The organism is Lacticaseibacillus pantheris DSM 15945 = JCM 12539 = NBRC 106106 (assembly GCF_001591865.1).
Taxonomy (GTDB): domain Bacteria; phylum Bacillota; class Bacilli; order Lactobacillales; family Lactobacillaceae; genus Lacticaseibacillus; species Lacticaseibacillus pantheris.
The window spans coordinates 1-16,929 of sequence record NZ_BCVS01000051.1; the positions used below are offsets into that span (position 1 = coordinate 1).

The following is a 16,929-nucleotide window of genomic DNA, read 5'->3' on the forward strand; positions in this document are numbered from 1 at the left end:
AAGCCGCAGTCCCAAAGCCCACCTGCGGGTTCGCAACAACCCAACCTTCGCCCTAGCTGTGGTTACCGCGGAGCACCCCACGTAAGCCGTAGCTCCCCGGCCCAACCCACGCTGCCGGTGACCACTACTGCTGCAGGTACCAAACACCAACCCGTGAATTTTTGGTACAATCGGAGTAGAGGTGAATGACATGCATACTGTCGGTTTGGTTTTACCCCTGGTGTGGTTAGTGGTAACGCTAGCTCTGTGGGTGCTGGTGCGCCATCGTCGTCGTGGGTTGAAGCCGTTGCTACTCCTAATCCCGGTCGTGAACGGTGCGGGCATCATCTTGTTAACGTGGTCACACCCTGACTACCTGTTCGTGTGCGCCTTTGCGACTTGCTTGGTTGCACTCATTTGGGTGGGGGTGACCATCTACCGGGAATATGACTTATTATTCAAACGGTACTTTACCCAGCTCGCTGGTATTTTAGGGGTCCTGTCAACCGTTTGGTGGGTCGGCGCCATCATTTGGACCGCTTAATAACACGAACAAGGGTTCGATTTGGGCGAAATCACCACCTAATTGCCCAAAATAGGGGCGCAGTCCCCACCACTCCCCACATACCCGTTAAGGCCCGAAAGCCAATGCTTTCGGGCCTTTTGCTTGCCTTTTGTTTAAGGTCATCGTCAAATAAGTGGAAAGTGTGGAGAAAATAACACAAATTGTGGTGGGAAGTGGGGGATTGTGGTAATATTAGAATCATGAAGGGAGGTGCCGTCTATGTTCATGGGTGAGTTTCATCACAACTTGGATGCAAAGGGACGTTTAATTATCCCCGCAAAGTTCCGCGAACAACTGGGTGATGACTTTGTTTTGACCCGCGGGATGGACGGCTGCCTCTTTGGTTATCCCCAGTCGGAATGGGCCAAGCTGCAGGAAAAGCTACAAACCCTGCCGCTAACCCAGAAGAACGCCCGGACCTTTGTTCGTCTGCTGTACTCCGCAGCCACGGAGTGTGAGCTGGACAAGCAGGGCCGGATCAACGTTCCTAAACCGCTGATGACCCACGCAGCTTTGGATAAGGCCTGCGTACTGGTCGGGGTTGCCAACCGCATCGAAATTTGGAGCACCGAACGTTGGGAACAATTTGCAACGGACGCTGAGTCAGACTTCGATGAAATTTCTGAAAACTTAATGGACTTCGGGTTATAGCTTATGACGTATACACACGAGACAGTATTACTACATGCAGGGGTTGAAGCTCTTGCCATCAAGCCAGACGGAATATACGTTGACGCTACCTTGGGACGTGCCGGGCATACGCAGTTGATTCTGAGTCACCTGCAAGACGGCCAGCTCTACTCCTTTGATCAGGATGCCGAAGCCATTGCCGCGGTTGAACACCAATTACAGCCATTTCCAGCCAACCTACACCTGCTACATACGAACTTTCGTAACTTACAATCGGCACTGGCGGCGGAAGACGTACGTGGATTCGACGGCATTATCTACGACCTCGGCGTTTCCAGTCCACAATTTGATGAATCTACGCGCGGGTTTTCGTACCGGTTTGATGCACCCTTGGATATGCGGATGGATCAGAGTCAAACGTTGACTGCCCGCACCATCATTAATGAGTGGCCATTTGGTGAGTTGGTTCGCATCTTCAGCCGTTATGGGGAAGAAAAATTCGCCAAGCAGATTGCCCGGCAGATTGAGCAGGCTCGGGCACAGCACCCAGTTGAAACCACGTTTGAGTTGGTCGATCTGATTAAGGCCGGTATACCTGCCGCTGCTCGACGGACTGGTGGTCATCCGGCGAAAAAAGTCTTCCAGGCCGTTCGGATCGCCGTTAACGATGAACTCGGTGCCCTTGAGGAATCGCTGACGCAGGCGATTGCCACCGTCAATCCTGGTGGACGCATTGCCGTCATTACCTTCCAATCCTTAGAGGACCGGTTGGTCAAGACGATGTTTAAGGAACAAACTCAGGTGGCGGATGTGCCCCGTGGGTTACCGGTCATTCCGGATAGCGCCCAGCCAGACTTTAAGCTAGTATCACGCAAACCGATTTTACCTAGTAATGAAGAAATCACACACAACCACCGCGCACACAGCGCCAAGCTCCGGGTGCTGGAACGGTTAATGTAGGGGGTATCATTATGGACAATACAGCAAGAAAATTTGATGCGGCCGCACCACAGCTACGGCCGACGCCACAACCACAAACCCGGCCGGTACCATCGGCGCGACCGAAGACGGTTGCACAACCCCAGCGGGTGCCGTTCAGCATGGTGGAACGCGTGCTCACCGCTTGCATTGGGCTGGCGACCGTGGGCATCGCATTATTAATACTTAGCACTCAGTTTGGGTTAGCGTCCACCACGCGTACATATCAAAACCTTCAAACGAAGATTACCAGCGCTTCCGACCGCGTGACCAATTACCAACAGTCGGTTGGGGAACTGACCGCTTCGAGCCGGCTAGCCGCCTTTGCCCAGCAGCACGGGCTGACGGTTAACGACGGTAATATCAAGCAGGTTACCAAATGAATAAGCAATCAAAACAACGGTTTTCAAAATCGCGCCTCCGGATGAACCGCCAAGTCTTTGGTGTCTTGATATTGGTGATTACACTGGTCGTCTTCTGCGTTTTTGTTTATCGTTTTTGTGTTATTTCCGGGGGGTATGTTGACGCACATAACCTCAAGAAGAGCCGGCTAACCCAAGAAACACGGACCTCGGTGCTGCAGGCCCAGCGGGGAAGCATTGTTGACGCGAATGGTAACACGATTGCGACAGCCAGCAAAACCTACTCGATTTATGCTGTTATTCGGCCGCTATACTCGGGTGACAAAGAAAAACTGGTGACCGATAAGGAACGCACAGCGACGGAATTGGCCAAGTACCTGCCGTTGGCGAAAGACAAGATTTTGGTCTACCTGAATCCAACCAGCAAGAAGACCAAGCAGGTGGAATTCGGTTCTGCTGGTAGTGGGTTGTCGCTGGCAATCAAACAGCAGATCAGCAAGTTGAAGCTGCCAGGTATTCACTTCACCAGCGAGTCCTCACGCCTGTATGAAGATGATATCTTTGCCTCACACGTTATCGGTCAGACTACGGTTAAGGGGACTGGCGATGACGCGACGATTGTGGGCACGATGGGACTGGAAAAGTATTTCAACAGCCTGCTGTCGGGTAAAAATGGGCACACGTCCAGCCAGGTGGATAACTACGGCTACCAGTTAAGTACCAGCAAGGCGCAAACCGTCGCGGCCAAAAACGGCGGTACCGTGTACACAACCATTAATAGCAACCTACAAAACTACTTGGAATCATTGATGAGCAATGTACAGACCGAGTACGACCCTAAAGAAATGACGGCCGTGCTCATGAATGCCAAAACGGGGGCGATCATCGCTGCGAGTCAGCGGCCGACGTTCTCACTACAAACCGGGGACGGAATTAGTGACATGTGGCGTGATGCGCTAGTACAAGACGCGTACGAACCGGGGTCCGTGATGAAAATCATGACCCTGTCCGCGGCAATTAACTCCGGTCACTACAACCCGAACGAATACTATCAATCCGGTAGCATTCAGGTGGGCGACACGACTTTGTACGACTGGAACCGCAGTGGTTGGGGCACCATTCCTTTGTCAGAGGCCTTCACCCGTAGCAGTAACGTGGGGATGGTTAAACTGGAAGAGGACATGGGTAGCTCAACGTGGCATCACTACCTGAAGAAGTTTGGTTTTGGTAAGAAGACGGGCGTGACGCTACCGAGTGAAAATCCGGGTACGCTGTCGTTTAGCAACTCTACCACCCAAGCCACTACTGCGTATGGTCAAGGGGTGAACGTTACCGTGATGCAAATGTTACAGGCGATGTCGGCTGTGTCCAATAACGGGGTCATGCTGAAACCACGGATTATCAGTAAAACCGTGGCCGCTAACGGTACGGTGACAAAGTACGGCAAGCAGACCGAGGGCCGGATTATTAAGTCCAGCACCGCTAAAGACGTTCGTAAGGCCATGGTGCAAGTTGTGCAGTCCGATATTGGTACCGGTGGTGCTTATAAGATGGATGGCGTCGACGTCGGCGTTAAAACCGGTACCGCTCAAATCGCCGGGAACAATGGTTACCTGACTGGTGCTTCGAACTATATCTTCAGTGTTGCCGGTATGGTGCCGTCGAAGAATCCAAAGTACCTGTTGTACATCACCATGAAGCAGCCGCAAAACTACACGAAGTCGGCCGAAGAAATGATGGCCGAAATTTTCAAACCGCTGATTACACGCGCCCTGGCTTTGGACGCGGCCAGCGATGATGCGGCGAATACGACCACCACTGAGGACACGACCAGCGCTAAGATGGTGGCAGTAACGAATAAGTCAACTTCTGCCGCCCAATCGGAGCTCACCAACGCTGGCTATAACGTTGCCACGGTGGGTACTGGGAGCAAAGTTGTGCAGCAATTGCCGGTGGCGGGACAGACCGCGCTGAACGGCAGCCGGGTGCTTTTACTCACCAACGGTGCAATGACCATGCCAGATGTCAGTGGTTGGTCTAAATCGGATGTGTTAAAATTGGCCCAGATTACCGGAAAGAAATTTAAGTTGAAGGGTTCCGGTTACGCAAGTGCACAGAGCATCAAGGCAGGTGCGTTAATCCCTGATACAGGCGGTACCATTACGTTTACCGCACAATAGAAAACGAGGTTTACCATGCAACTTGCACAGATGTTAATTCCTGCGGTGTCGGCATTTGCCATCACCGTGATCCTGCTCCCCCTGTTCATTGGGTTTATGCGGATGAATCATGAGGGGCAGACGATTCGCGACGAGGGCCCTAAATGGCACGCCAAAAAGAACGGTACCCCCACAATGGGGGGCGTCGTCTTCATTCTGGCGATTGTCGTGTCGGCAATCTGGGTGGCAGCCTGGACGCACCAACTAACCATGACGGTGTGGGTGGCCCTGTTTATCCTAGTATTGTACGGCGTTCTGGGATTTGTGGACGACTTTGTGAAGGTGGTTAATCACCGTAACCTTGGTCTTCGTGCCTGGCAAAAGTTGCTCGGACAGTTAGTGGGGGCCGCCGTGTTCTTGGTGGTATTTCTCCACGAAGGCTTCGCGCCGGTAATCACCGTGCCGTTCATTGGCCCCGTTAACAGTGTTTTACTCTACACTTTGTTCGCGGCATTCTGGATGGTGGGCTTCAGTAACGCGGTTAACTTGACTGACGGTTTGGACGGCCTGGTTGCGGGTCAAGGGACCGTTGCCTTTGGTACTTACGCATTCATTGCCGCTCACGATCACCGTACCGATGTCCTGATTATCTGCTTAGTGACGGTGGGGGCGCTCCTAGGGTTCTTGCTCTACAACCACAAACCAGCCAAAATTTTTATGGGTGATGTGGGTAGTCTCGCGCTCGGGGGGATGCTGGCCGTGGTGGCGCTGATGCTGCACCGTGAGTGGTCGCTATTACTCATTGGGATTATCTTTGTCTGCGAAACCGCCAGCGTGATTCTCCAGGTTCTATCGTTCAAGTTGACGGGTAAGCGAATTTTCAAAATGTCCCCAATCCACCACCACTTTGAGATGAGCGGGTGGAGCGAGTGGCGCATCGATATTACCTTCTGGATCGTGGGCGCAGTTGCGAGTGGCCTATACTTGGCGTTCGCACTATAAGATTGGTTTAAGCAGTTAAATACACGCTCCGTCGCTGTGGCGGAGCATACATAATAGAAAGAAGTTTAGGGCACTATGAAGCAAATTACTGACTATCAGAATAAAAAGGTGATTGTTCTTGGTTTGGGCAAAAGTGGGGTGAACGCAGCACGGTTACTGAACAAGCTGGGCGCGTTAGTGACGGTCAACGACGCACAGGACTTTGATAACAACCCGGATGCACAGGAGTTATTGTCCGAGGGGGTCCGGGTCATTACCGGTGGTCACCCCGTGTCGTTGCTCGACGAAGACTTTAGTTTGATGGTCAAGAATCCTGGGATCCCGTACAGCAACGTGATGGTTCAACGGGCACAGGAACTGGGATTACCGATTATCACCGAACCAGAATTGGCCTTCCAGGTATCCGAGGCAGAGTGGGTTGGCATTACTGGGACGAACGGGAAGACTACCACCACCACTTTGATTGGGCTGATGCTCAATGAGGGTGGTGTTGAGGCACACGTCGGTGGGAACATCGGCATTCCATTGTCCCAGGTGGCACAAGAGGCCGGCCCGGGTAGCAAAATTGTGGCGGAGCTTTCCAGCTTCCAATTACTGGGAATTGATACACTCCGGCCACACGTGGCGGTACTGAACAATATTTACGAGGCACACCTCGATTACCACGGCTCGCGGGCTAACTACATCGCTGCTAAGATGCGGATTACGATGAACCAAACGGCTAATGACTACTTTGTCATTAATTGGGACAAAGAGGAGTGGCGGGACCTCGCGCAGAACGTGAAGGCCCAAGTGGTACCGTTCTCGCGCACCGGTGTTGCTGGTGCCCGGGCGTTGGTGGACGCGGACGGTTGGCTGTGCTTTGACGGTGAACGTGTTGTTGAGGCGGATACGATTAAAATTCCTGGCGCACACAACGTGGAGAATGCCCTCGCGGCGATGACCGTCGCTAAATTGTACGGTGTGGGCAACGCGGCGATTGCGCACGTACTGGCAACCTTTGGTGGGGTGAAGCACCGCATTCAGTTCCTCAAGGAGCTGAACGGTCGGCGGATCTATAATGACAGCAAAGCCACCAACGTTGAGGCTGCCAGTGTGGCGATTGAAGCATTTAAGGCACCCGAAGTCTTGATTGCCGGCGGGCTTGATCGTCACCTATCGATGGACGCGCTGATTCCCTTACTGAAGGAACACGTTCACGCACTGGTGACCTATGGTGAAACGGCCGCACAAATGGTGGAAGTGGCCCAAAAAGCCGGGATTGCAGATATCAAACGTGTTGATAACCTCGACCAGGCGGTACCGGCGGCTTATGCGCTGAGCAACCCCGGGGACGTATTATTATTGTCTCCCGCTGCGGCCAGTTGGGATCAATTCCATACCTTTGAAGAACGTGGTGATCGGTTCATTGCCGATGTTGATAAATTGCAATAGGACGATTGGTTAGCTAATTAAGGAGACGGACTTATGCGTATCATTGTTTCGGGTGGGGGCACCGGTGGACATATTTACCCGGCGCTAGCCCTAATTGACCGTTTGAAGGAACGCGATTTGCTGGATGACGTCCTTTACGTGGGAACACAGCGAGGACTGGAAAGTCGCATTGTGCCAGACCATGGCATCGCCTTCGATACCATCGAAATCGAGGGCTTCCGCCGCAAGCTGAACTGGGCGGGCCTGAAGTATAACGCGCACACGGTGCAGCTGTTCCTGAAGAGTGTGGGTGCTGCCAAGCAAATTCTACGCAAGTTTCGGCCGGACGTGGTTGTGGGTACCGGTGGCTACGTATCGGCGGCCACCCTGTACGCCGCGGCCCGTTTGCACATTCCGACGGTCATCCACGAATCCAACTCAGTGGCCGGGGTAACGAACAAGTTCTTGGGGCACTTCGTGGATAAGGTGGCAATTAGCTTTCCGGAGGTTGCGCGTGATTTTCCACGCGCAAAGGTGGTGATTACGGGTAACCCCCGTGCCCAACAGGTGGCCGGACTGGCGCCAAACGACCGGCTGGCCGACTTTGGACTGGATCCAAAAAAACGCACCGTGCTGATTTTTGGGGGTTCGCGTGGTGCACCCATGCTCAACAAAGCCGTGTTGGCGGCCTTACCGACCTTTGCACGGAGTGACTACCAAGTCCTCTTTGCCACGGGTCGGACGCACTACAAGCGGGTGCGTGAAGACGCGGGTGACACTACCGGTAATATCAGTATTGTGCCCTACATCGACCGCATGGAGCGGGTGTTACCAGACGTGCAGTTGCTAGTGAGTCGCAGTGGGGCCACTACTTTGGCGGAAATTACGGCGCTCGGCTTGCCGTCAATCCTGATTCCTAGCCCGAACGTGACGCACAACCACCAGTTTCACAATGCCCAGGCATTAGCAGACGCTGGTGCGGCGGTCGTGGTTACCGAACCAGAGCTGGACAGCACATTCACTCAATCCATCGATACCCTGATGGGGGATGGCAACCGGCTGCAGGCAATGGCGCAGGCAGCAAAGGGTCAGGGTGTACCTGACGCCACGGACCGCTTAATTAAGACGATGCAGGATGTCATGAGGGGGTAGAACCGCATGGGACGCAAAGACGAACCCGCAACACCCGGGAGGGGTAATTTTAAAAATCCGACGCCGCACCCACAGAAGGGTCGGCGGGGTGTTGCCGCGCCTTTGCCCCACCTCGAGGGGGTCCGGCAACACCGTCTCCGCCGGAACCTCGCAATCATCGTGCCACCGTTGGTATTGTTGACCATCGTTACGGGGTACCTGGCGTTACCAGTATCCAAGGTTAGCACGGTGCGTGTTCGTGGCAACACGAACGTTAGCGCCAGTACGGTGCAGCGGGCGAGTGGCTTGACCAATAGTAGCCTGATCCCCACTGTCTGGCTTAACGGCCAGCATGTCGGGCAAAGGGTGGTTAAACACGTCGCGCGCGTGGCGTCCGCCAAGGCGCAGGTGACTGGTGCTCGTGACGTCACGATTACCGTCACTGAACACGAAACGGTGGGCTATGTCCAACGCGGCGACAGTTACCACGCGCTACTCGACGATGGCACCATCATTCGCACTGGTACGTCCGCCCCCAAGTCGGGGGACCTCATCTTTAAGGGTTTTGGCAATGGCCTGCAACGGGTAGTGCGGGTGGTGGCTAAGTTTCCGACTAGTATTCGCCACGATATTTCCGAGGTGCAATCCGCTCGTGGTGGGGGCAATCCCTACCAGATTACTATCACCATGAGTGATGGAAATACCATCGTGGCCGATAGTCGCACCGTTGGCAAAAAAATTAAGTATTACCCTACAATTATTAAACAGGTTAATAAAACAGGAACCGTTGATTTAGAGGTGGGGGCCTTCTTCACTCCCAAGAGTACTAAATAGCCGTTAATTACGTTAATCTGGCCTTTACGTGGTGCGCATTTGGGAAACAGTGTGGTACACTCAAAGAAGTAATAAAAACTATTAAATTGACGATTACGAATAACGAAAAAATAAAGGAGGGTCCAGATTAATGGCTAATCAAGACATTTATGTCGGCCTGGATATCGGGACCACCTCAATTAAGGTCATTGCTGCTGAAGTTAATTCTGGACAAATGAGTGTGATTGGCATGGGTAACCAGCACTCAAGCGGCTTGTCCCGTGGGGTGATTGTGGATATTGACCAGGCTGCGGCTGCCATTCAGACTGCCGTACAGCAGGCCGCAGATAAGGCCAGCATCACCATTAACCAGGTGGTTGTGGGTGTGCCGGCCAGTCTGCTACAAATTGAACGCGTGACCGGTATGATTGCCGTGGGTGAAACGAGCAAGGAAATCACGGACGCCGATGTCCGTAACGTGGCCGCAACGGCCATGATGAGGAACTTGCCACCCGAACGGGAAGTTATCGCGGTGATTCCGAGTCAGTTCACGGTTGACGGCTTTGATGGTATTCAGGATCCACGTGGGATGATTGGTGTTCGGGTTGAAATGCGCGGCCTCCTGCTTACGGTACCGAAGACCGTGGTGCACAACATCAAGCGGGCGGTTAACAAAGCCGGCCTTGCTATTGAGCAGATGGTAGTCAATCCGTTGGCATTGGGTGAGTACATACTTTCCGATGGGGAACAGGACTTCGGAACGGTGGTCATTGATCTTGGTGGCGGCCAGTCGACGGCGGCGGTCATTCACGACCATAAGTTGAAGTTCACGTACGCTGACCGTGAGGGTGGCGAGAACATCACGAAGGATATTTCCATCGTGCTCAATACCGACTACACATCCGCGGAGAAACTCAAGCGCGACTTTGGTAATGCCGATTCATTCGCCGCCAGCGAGGATGAAACCTTCCCCGTAACGGTGGTGGGGAAACCCAACCCGGCAATGATTTCAGAAAAGTACCTCTCGGAAATCATCGAAGCACGTGTGACCCAGATCCTCACGCGGCTCAACGAAGCGTTAAGTGACGCGCACGCATTGGACTTGCCCGGTGGCATTGTGATTACTGGGGGCACGGCGGCGATGCCGGGAATTACTAGCCTGGCAAAGGAGATTTTCCAACGCGAGGTTAAGTTGTACATGCCGTCCGAAGTGGGATTACGCCACCCGTCATTCAGTCAGGCGTTGGCTTTGATTAAGTCGGCGGCCGCCATGACGGATATTGACAAGTTGGCCAACAGCGCCGTGACTCAAGAAGAAATCACGGCCACTGGTGGTCGGAGCACCCAGAGTACGGAGCAGCCGCGTTTGGCGCGGCAACCGTCTGCGGACCAGCAGCGTCCGGCGCGTAAAGCTAAGGCCGACACCGCGTCTGAGCAGCAGGACGAGCCGGAACCCAAGGAAACGGGCAAGAAGATTCGTCATTTCTTCAGCTCATTCTTTGAATAAACAGACAAATTAAACCCCTAGTAGGAGGAACGAAGATGGAATTCGCAGCAGATGAACAAATGAGTGCGAACGGCGCCGTGATCAAAGTCATTGGTGTCGGTGGGGCCGGCGGTAATGCCGTTAACCGTATGATTAAGGAAGACGTGAAGGGTGTGCAGTTTATCGCCGCCAACACGGATTTGCAGGCACTAGGCGCGTCCGACGCTGAAACGAAGATCCAATTAGGACCCAAGTTGACGCGTGGGTTAGGTGCCGGGGCGGCTCCCGAAATTGGTCAGAAGGCCGCTGAAGAGAGTGAAGAAGCCATTGCTGAAGCACTGCAAGGGGCCGACATGATTTTTATCACCTGTGGTATGGGTGGTGGCTCTGGTACTGGTGCCGCACCGGTAGTCGCCAAGATTGCGCAGGAACAAGGCGCATTGACTGTTGGTGTTGTGACAAAGCCGTTTACCTTTGAGGGCCCGAAGCGTGCGAACAACGCGACTGACGGCATCAAGGAGTTGAAGCAGCACGTTGACACCTTGGTGATTATTGCTAATGACCGCCTGCTAGAGATTGTGGACAAGAAGACACCAATGTTGGAGGCCTTCCAGACTGCCGACAACGTTCTGCGTCAGGGTGTGCAGGGTATTTCCGACTTGATTACGAGCCCTGGTTACGTCAACCTGGACTTTGCCGACGTGAAGACGGTCATGGCCAAGCAGGGTAGTGCCCTGATGGGTGTTGGTTCCGCAACCGGCGAAAACCGGACTGAGGAAGCCACCAAGAAGGCCATTTCCTCGCCACTACTCGAAGTCGGTATCGATGGTGCCAAGCAGGTACTATTGAACATTACCGGTGGTCCGGATCTGTCCCTGTTCGAGGCACAGGCTGCTTCCCAGATTGTGACGGATGCCGCTACCAGCGACGTCAACATCATCTTTGGTACTTCGATCAACGAGGACTTGGGCGACGAAGTACTAGTGACGGTGATTGCGACCGGGTTGGACGACTTGGACAACGCGCCTACACCGCGTCGTGGTTCTGTTCGTCAGAGTATCAACCAGGCGGAGAAGAACGACCAGCCAGCTGACAATCAGCAGGCCAAGCAGGACGATCCGTTCGGCGACTGGGACTTACGGCGCGAGCCTCAAAGTGCGGCCGCTGACGACCAGCACGCCAGCTTTGACAACGTGCAGAAGACCGAGTTCGACGTGTTCGAATCCCAGCCGAACGTCAAGGATAACGATGATAGTGATGACCAACCGCCGTTCTTTAAGCGGCGGCGGATGGATAACTAGTACGCCAAGCAAGTGAGGAGTTGACAATTATGGCAATGGACAAACTTGGGAGTATGTTTGGGAAATTTTTCGAAATGGACGACGATGCTGAAGAGCAAGATTACGCCGATGACGAAATGATGCAGAGTGCCGTGGGGGCGAGCACGACTGCAGATTCAGTACGACCACAAAAGCAGGCGCAGCCACAGAACAGGCCCAACACGACCCGGACTAGCAATGTTTTGCCGATTAGTGGGGCGCAGAAGGGCAATTCAAAGATTGAATTGTACGAGCCGCGCGTGTACTCCGACGCCAAGGAAGTGGGTCGTAACCTGTTAGCGGATACGGCCGTCCTGGTTAACTTTTCGCGCATGGAGCCCGGTGACGCCAAGCGTATCGTTGACTTCCTGACTGGGTTAGTATTCGCTATTAACGGCGAAATTAAGCGGGTGGGCAACATGATTTTTCTAGTGACCCCGGCTAATTTTGAAGTTAGTGGTAGCCTGGCCGAGAAGATCCACGACGATTTGGACCTTGAGTAAACATAGGTGAACACTGATGACGACTGGTATTTATCAACATTTTCGTCCGGAAGAGCGTATCCTAGTTGACCAGCTCCGCGATTACATCGCCACGGCGCAAGTGGAATACCGGCCCGTAGTTACCCCCTTTGCCAATCCGCGTACTCGTGCCATTGCCCGTATCTTACTGGGTGATGACGACAGTATTGGGATGTGGACTGACGGGGGCTTCGACGACGCTGAATGGCAGCGCGTCGTGTTCGCACCGGATTATTTTACGCCGGAGCCGGCTGATTATCAGGTGCAACTGATGGGGATTAAGTACCCCACCAAGTTTGCTGAGCTGCATCACAGCACGATTTTGGGCACCCTGGTCCACCAGGGCATCGAGCGTGAGGTCTTTGGCGATATTGAGACCGATGGTACGCGGTGGCAGGTGGCCGTGGATGCTAGTATGACGGACTTCTTCGTGGACAACGTGGATCATATCGGCAAAGTAGCGGTGCGGCTCGTGCCCCTAACGCGTGATGAGCGGGTGCACGGACTCAGTGACTGGGAGGACGAAGTCGCTTTGCTGCCTGGTCTGCGCGTGGACGCATTGGTCAGTCACGTCTATCACGTATCACGGCAGCGGGCTAAGGAGCTGGTGGAACACGGCGACGTGACCTTGAACTGGCAGGCTACGTTACGTCCAGACGCGGAGGTGGCACCGAACGACATGGTGTCCGTCCGCGGCTTTGGGCGGATTGCTGTCGACGCCGTTACCGGCCAAACAGCTAAGGGGAAGTTACGCGTGGAGACGCGCGTGATTCGTAAGCGTCGGGACCACTGATTGACCGGTGGCGCCGGTGACTATTAGGAGGAATGAGCATGTTGAGCCCAATTGATATTCATGACAAGCAGTTTAACGTTAAAATGCGGGGGTACGATCAGGACGAGGTGAACGATTTTCTCGACCAGATCATCCAGGATTTTAGTGACCTGATTAAGCGGAACGAGTCGTTGAGTGCAGACTTGAAGGCCGCCCAGGCCCAGGTGGACGAATTTCAGGGAATGAAGGAAGCCCTGAATAAGTCGCTGATTCTTGCCCAGGACGCTGCGGATAACGTTAAGCAAAACGCTCAGTCCGATGCGGATGCCATCATTGCTCGCGCACAGAAGCACGCTGACCAGCTGGCTAACGATGCGAAGGCGCACCATGACCAAGTGGTGGGTCGCGCAGCTGATGATGCCCGGCGTTACAAGATTGAGGCTGACGATGCCAAGCGCAACGTGCAGGAGTTCCGGCAGCACATGAAGATGCTCTTGGAAGCCGAATTGGAAGCTATTGGTGGCGCGGAGTGGAACCAAACGGTGGGTGCACCCATTGACCAGCCGGTACCAGCTAGTGCTGAAAATAAACTTGACAACGAGGGTCCAGCTCCGGTAGAATCGTCGTCGAACGGGTCGGACAATGGCGTCACTGAGATTGTCTTTCCTGACGAACCAATTAAGTAATTTAACCATTGACGGACACGCGTCGATGGGATGACGCGCAACAGCGACCCGGTGTAATGGTGTGAGACCGGGAGTGACGTATCCCACCGGTATCACGTCCTGAGGTCCTACCGAGCCAACGGTAGGCGGGGAGTTGCACGATATCGCAACGGTGAGGGTGGTTGCCTACTGCGGTAGGTGGCGACCGAACTTAGGTGGTACCACGAATATCTCGTCCTAACTATAGGACGAGATTTTTTTATGCTAATAAGGGGGCACAACATGAAAGTCAAAGACACTTTGAACTTGGGCAAAACTGCATTTCCAATGCGGGGTAACTTGCCTAACCGCGAACCAGATTTCCAGAAGGACTGGGAGGAAAATCACGTCTACCAGCAACGCCAGAAATTGAACCAGGGCCGGCCGGCGTTTGTATTGCACGATGGACCTCCATTTGCGAACGGTGACATCCACATGGGTCACGCCCTGAACAAGATCAGTAAGGACATCATCAGTCGTTACCACGCCATGGCGGGTTACTACTCACCATACGTTCCGGGCTGGGATACACATGGGCTGCCCATTGAACAGCAGTTGGCAAAGCAGGGCATCAAACGCAAAGAGATGGCCATGGCCGACTACCGCGAATTGTGCCGTCAGTTTGCCATGAAGGAAATCGACCGCCAACGCACCGAGTTCAAACGGCTGGGTGTCGCTGGTGATTGGGACCACCCGTACATCACGCTGCTGCCTGAATTTGAGGCCGCTGAGGTCCGCGTCTTTGGTGAGATGGCCGAGAAGGGCTACATCTACCATGGTTTGAAGCCAGTTTACTGGTCATGGTCGTCCGAATCGACTTTGGCTGAGGCCGAAGTGGAATACAAGGACGTGAAGTCACCATCCATCTACGTGGCGTTCCAGGTCAAAGACGGCAAGGGCATCCTTGATGACGATACTGCCCTGATTATTTGGACCACCACGCCGTGGACCATTCCGGCGAACCGTGGGATTGCGGTTAACCCGAAGTTTGAATACTCGCAGGTGGCGGTTGACGGCAAGAAGTACGTCGTGGCCTCCGAAATGTTGAACCGCGTGGCGGAAGACCTCGGCTGGGATGCACCAGAAGTGCTCAAGACGTTCAAGGGTGTGGACATGGACAACATGGTTGCCCGTCACCCGCTGTACGACCGTGACAGCTTGGTCATGAACGCCAACCACGTTACGTTGGATGCAGGTACCGGACTGGTGCACACTGCTCCTGGGCATGGTGAAGATGACTACAACGTGGGTGTACGGTACGGCTTGCCCGTTGAGTCCGTGGTTGACGCTAAGGGTTACATGAACGAAAACGCTCCGGGCTTTGAGGGCGTGTTCTACGACGACGCCAACAAGATGGTCACCGAGCAGCTCACAGCCAAAGGTGCACTGTTGAAGCTGGACTTCTTCACTCACAGTTACCCTCACGATTGGCGGACGAAGAAACCCGTTATCTACCGCGCAACGACGCAGTGGTTTGCGTCGGTGGCCTCATTCCGCGACCAAATTTTGGACCAGATTGAGAAGGTTAACTTCACTCCAAGTTGGGGGAAGACCCGTCTCTACAACATGATTCGGGACCGTGGCGACTGGGTTATCTCGCGTCAGCGGGCCTGGGGTGTACCTTTGCCAATCTTCTACGCTGAGGATGGCACACCGATTCTGGAGAAGGAAACCATCGACCACGTGGCCGATTTGTTCGGTCAGTACGGCTCCAACGTGTGGTTTGAACGGGAAGCGAAGGACTTGCTGCCAGAAGGTTATACTCACCCAGGCAGCCCTAACGGCGAATTCACTAAGGAAACCGACATCATGGATGTGTGGTTTGACTCCGGTTCGTCATGGGCGGGCTGCCTCAAGGGCCGTGATGACCTCGCTTACCCGGCTAGCCTGTACTTGGAGGGCTCTGACCAATACCGTGGCTGGTTCAACAGTAGTCTGATTACGAGTGTGGCCGTTAACGGCGTAGCGCCATACAAGGGTATCTTGTCGCAAGGCTTCACGCTGGACAGTAAGGGCCAAAAGATGAGCAAGTCACTCGGCAACGTTATTGCCCCCGAAAAGGTGGAGAAGCAGTACGGTGCTGAAATCATCCGTCTGTGGGTTGCTAGTGTTGACTCGAGTTCTGACGTCCGCGTCTCCATGGACAACTTTGCTCAGACGAGTGAAGCGTACCGGAAGATTCGTAACACCATGCGTTTCATGCTGGCCAACACGACGGACTTCGATGCGGCTAAGGATACGGTGGCCTGGGATAATCTGGGTGACGTCGACCGCTACATGCTAGTTCGCTTGAACCAGGTGGTCCGTGACGCGCACGCTGACTACGTGAAGTACGACTTCAGTAGCGTTGAGAAGGTCATTTCTGCCTACCTCGTAAACGACTTGTCCGCCTTCTACCTCGACTTTGCCAAAGACGTGGTTTACATTGAGGCGGCTGATAGTCTGAAGCGGCGGCGGATGCAGACCGTGATGTACCAGGCGCTGGTGGCATTGACCCAGATGCTGACGCCAATCCTGCCACACACGATGGAAGAAATTTGGCCGTTCTTGAACCGGCAGGAAGATTACGCCTTCCTGTCCGACATGCCAGAGGCGCGTACCATTGATGGTGAGGATGATATTCTCAACCGCTGGCACGCCTTCATGGACTTCCGCAGTGACGTTGCAAAGGCGTTAGAGGAAGCGCGTGACGCCAAGCTGATTGGTAAGTCGATGGAAGCTAAGGTGACGGTTTACCCAACGCAGCAGCTGGCCGACTTGTTGGCTAGCCTGGGTGACAGCGACGTGATGCAGATGCTGATCGTGTCTGGTTTCAGCCAGGCTGCGGTGGGCACTGCCGCACCAGCGGAGGCCCTGACGTTCAAAGACGGTGCGGTCTTGGTAGAGCATGCCGATGGCGATGTTTGTGAACGTTGCCGGATGACCCGGACCGACGTCGGTACCGACGATGCGTTCCCAACCCTGTGTGCCCGTTGTGCCGCTATCGTTCGTGATAACTTCCCGGAGGCCGTGGCTGAGGGACTGGAATCTAAGCAAAGTAAATAGTTTCGTCTTAGTAAGGAGTCAGCCATGGTGCTGGCTCCTTTTTGGGTGGT

14 protein-coding genes and 2 pseudogenes are annotated in these 16,929 nt (G+C 54.1%); all 16 read left to right on the top strand.

The features are described 5' to 3' along the window. Window positions 1-190: 190 nt before the first annotated feature. The 16 genes and pseudogenes from LPA02S_RS06710 to ileS all read left to right on the top strand — a co-directional run bounded on the left by LPA02S_RS06710 (window position 191) and on the right by ileS (window position 16,879). The gene (locus tag LPA02S_RS06710) at window positions 191-523 is read left to right on the top strand and encodes a hypothetical protein (RefSeq protein WP_054648848.1); all 333 of its coding nucleotides are present in this window, start codon (window positions 191-193) and stop codon (window positions 521-523) included. Between the two features lie 240 nt (window positions 524-763). Continuing rightward, complete coding sequence (gene mraZ / locus LPA02S_RS06715) at window positions 764-1,195, top strand: division/cell wall cluster transcriptional repressor MraZ (protein ID WP_054648849.1); 432 nt, start codon at window positions 764-766, stop codon at window positions 1,193-1,195. Window positions 1,196-1,198: 3 nt separating this feature from the next. Then, window positions 1,199-2,134 carry a 16S rRNA (cytosine(1402)-N(4))-methyltransferase RsmH gene (rsmH, locus tag LPA02S_RS06720; protein WP_054648850.1) on the top strand — a complete coding sequence of 312 codons (936 nt, stop codon included), beginning with the start codon at window positions 1,199-1,201 and terminating at the stop codon, window positions 2,132-2,134. A gap of 11 nt (window positions 2,135-2,145) precedes the next feature. Continuing rightward, window positions 2,146-2,535 (top strand): cell division protein FtsL, encoded by a 390-nt coding sequence (gene ftsL2 / locus LPA02S_RS06725; protein ID WP_056957123.1) that lies wholly within the window; start codon window positions 2,146-2,148, stop codon window positions 2,533-2,535. After that, window positions 2,532-4,694 carry a penicillin-binding protein gene (locus tag LPA02S_RS06730; protein ID WP_056957122.1) on the top strand — a complete coding sequence of 721 codons (2,163 nt, stop codon included), beginning with the start codon at window positions 2,532-2,534 and terminating at the stop codon, window positions 4,692-4,694. The genes ftsL2 and LPA02S_RS06730 overlap by 4 nt, the downstream gene beginning before the upstream one ends. A 15-nt stretch (window positions 4,695-4,709) precedes the next feature. Then, window positions 4,710-5,675: a phospho-N-acetylmuramoyl-pentapeptide-transferase gene (gene mraY, locus LPA02S_RS06735; protein WP_056957121.1), complete on the top strand. Its 966-nt coding sequence runs from the start codon at window positions 4,710-4,712 to the stop codon at window positions 5,673-5,675. A 75-nt stretch (window positions 5,676-5,750) separates the two neighbouring features. Further along, window positions 5,751-7,109 carry a UDP-N-acetylmuramoyl-L-alanine--D-glutamate ligase gene (gene murD / locus LPA02S_RS06740; protein WP_054648854.1) on the top strand — a complete coding sequence of 453 codons (1,359 nt, stop codon included), beginning with the start codon at window positions 5,751-5,753 and terminating at the stop codon, window positions 7,107-7,109. Between the two features lie 33 nt (window positions 7,110-7,142). Continuing rightward, complete coding sequence (gene murG / locus LPA02S_RS06745) at window positions 7,143-8,240, top strand: undecaprenyldiphospho-muramoylpentapeptide beta-N-acetylglucosaminyltransferase (RefSeq protein ID WP_056957120.1); 1,098 nt, start codon at window positions 7,143-7,145, stop codon at window positions 8,238-8,240. Window positions 8,241-8,246: 6 nt separating this feature from the next. Then, complete coding sequence (locus LPA02S_RS06750; protein ID WP_056957119.1) at window positions 8,247-9,053, top strand: cell division protein FtsQ/DivIB; 807 nt, start codon at window positions 8,247-8,249, stop codon at window positions 9,051-9,053. A 130-nt stretch (window positions 9,054-9,183) separates the two neighbouring features. Beyond that, complete coding sequence (gene ftsA, locus LPA02S_RS06755) at window positions 9,184-10,539, top strand: cell division protein FtsA (protein WP_056957118.1); 1,356 nt, start codon at window positions 9,184-9,186, stop codon at window positions 10,537-10,539. 35 nt (window positions 10,540-10,574) lie between these two features. Beyond that, a pseudogene (ftsZ, locus tag LPA02S_RS06760) lies at window positions 10,575-11,535 on the top strand (cell division protein FtsZ); the annotation flags it as partial. 77 nt (window positions 11,536-11,612) lie between these two features. Continuing rightward, window positions 11,613-11,819: pseudogene (locus LPA02S_RS11955) on the top strand (cell division protein FtsZ); the annotation flags it as partial. A 29-nt stretch (window positions 11,820-11,848) separates the two neighbouring features. Further along, window positions 11,849-12,340, top strand: coding sequence for a cell division protein SepF (locus LPA02S_RS06765; protein ID WP_054648863.1), 492 nt, complete (start codon window positions 11,849-11,851; stop codon window positions 12,338-12,340). A 16-nt stretch (window positions 12,341-12,356) separates the two neighbouring features. Then, window positions 12,357-13,151 carry a YlmH family RNA-binding protein gene (locus LPA02S_RS06770; RefSeq protein WP_056957117.1) on the top strand — a complete coding sequence of 265 codons (795 nt, stop codon included), beginning with the start codon at window positions 12,357-12,359 and terminating at the stop codon, window positions 13,149-13,151. Between the two features lie 38 nt (window positions 13,152-13,189). Then, window positions 13,190-13,816 carry a DivIVA domain-containing protein gene (locus tag LPA02S_RS06775; protein ID WP_054648869.1) on the top strand — a complete coding sequence of 209 codons (627 nt, stop codon included), beginning with the start codon at window positions 13,190-13,192 and terminating at the stop codon, window positions 13,814-13,816. Window positions 13,817-14,077: 261 nt separating this feature from the next. Then, window positions 14,078-16,879: an isoleucine--tRNA ligase gene (gene ileS / locus LPA02S_RS06780; protein ID WP_054648871.1), complete on the top strand. Its 2,802-nt coding sequence runs from the start codon at window positions 14,078-14,080 to the stop codon at window positions 16,877-16,879. The last annotated feature ends 50 nt before the right edge of the window (window positions 16,880-16,929 follow it).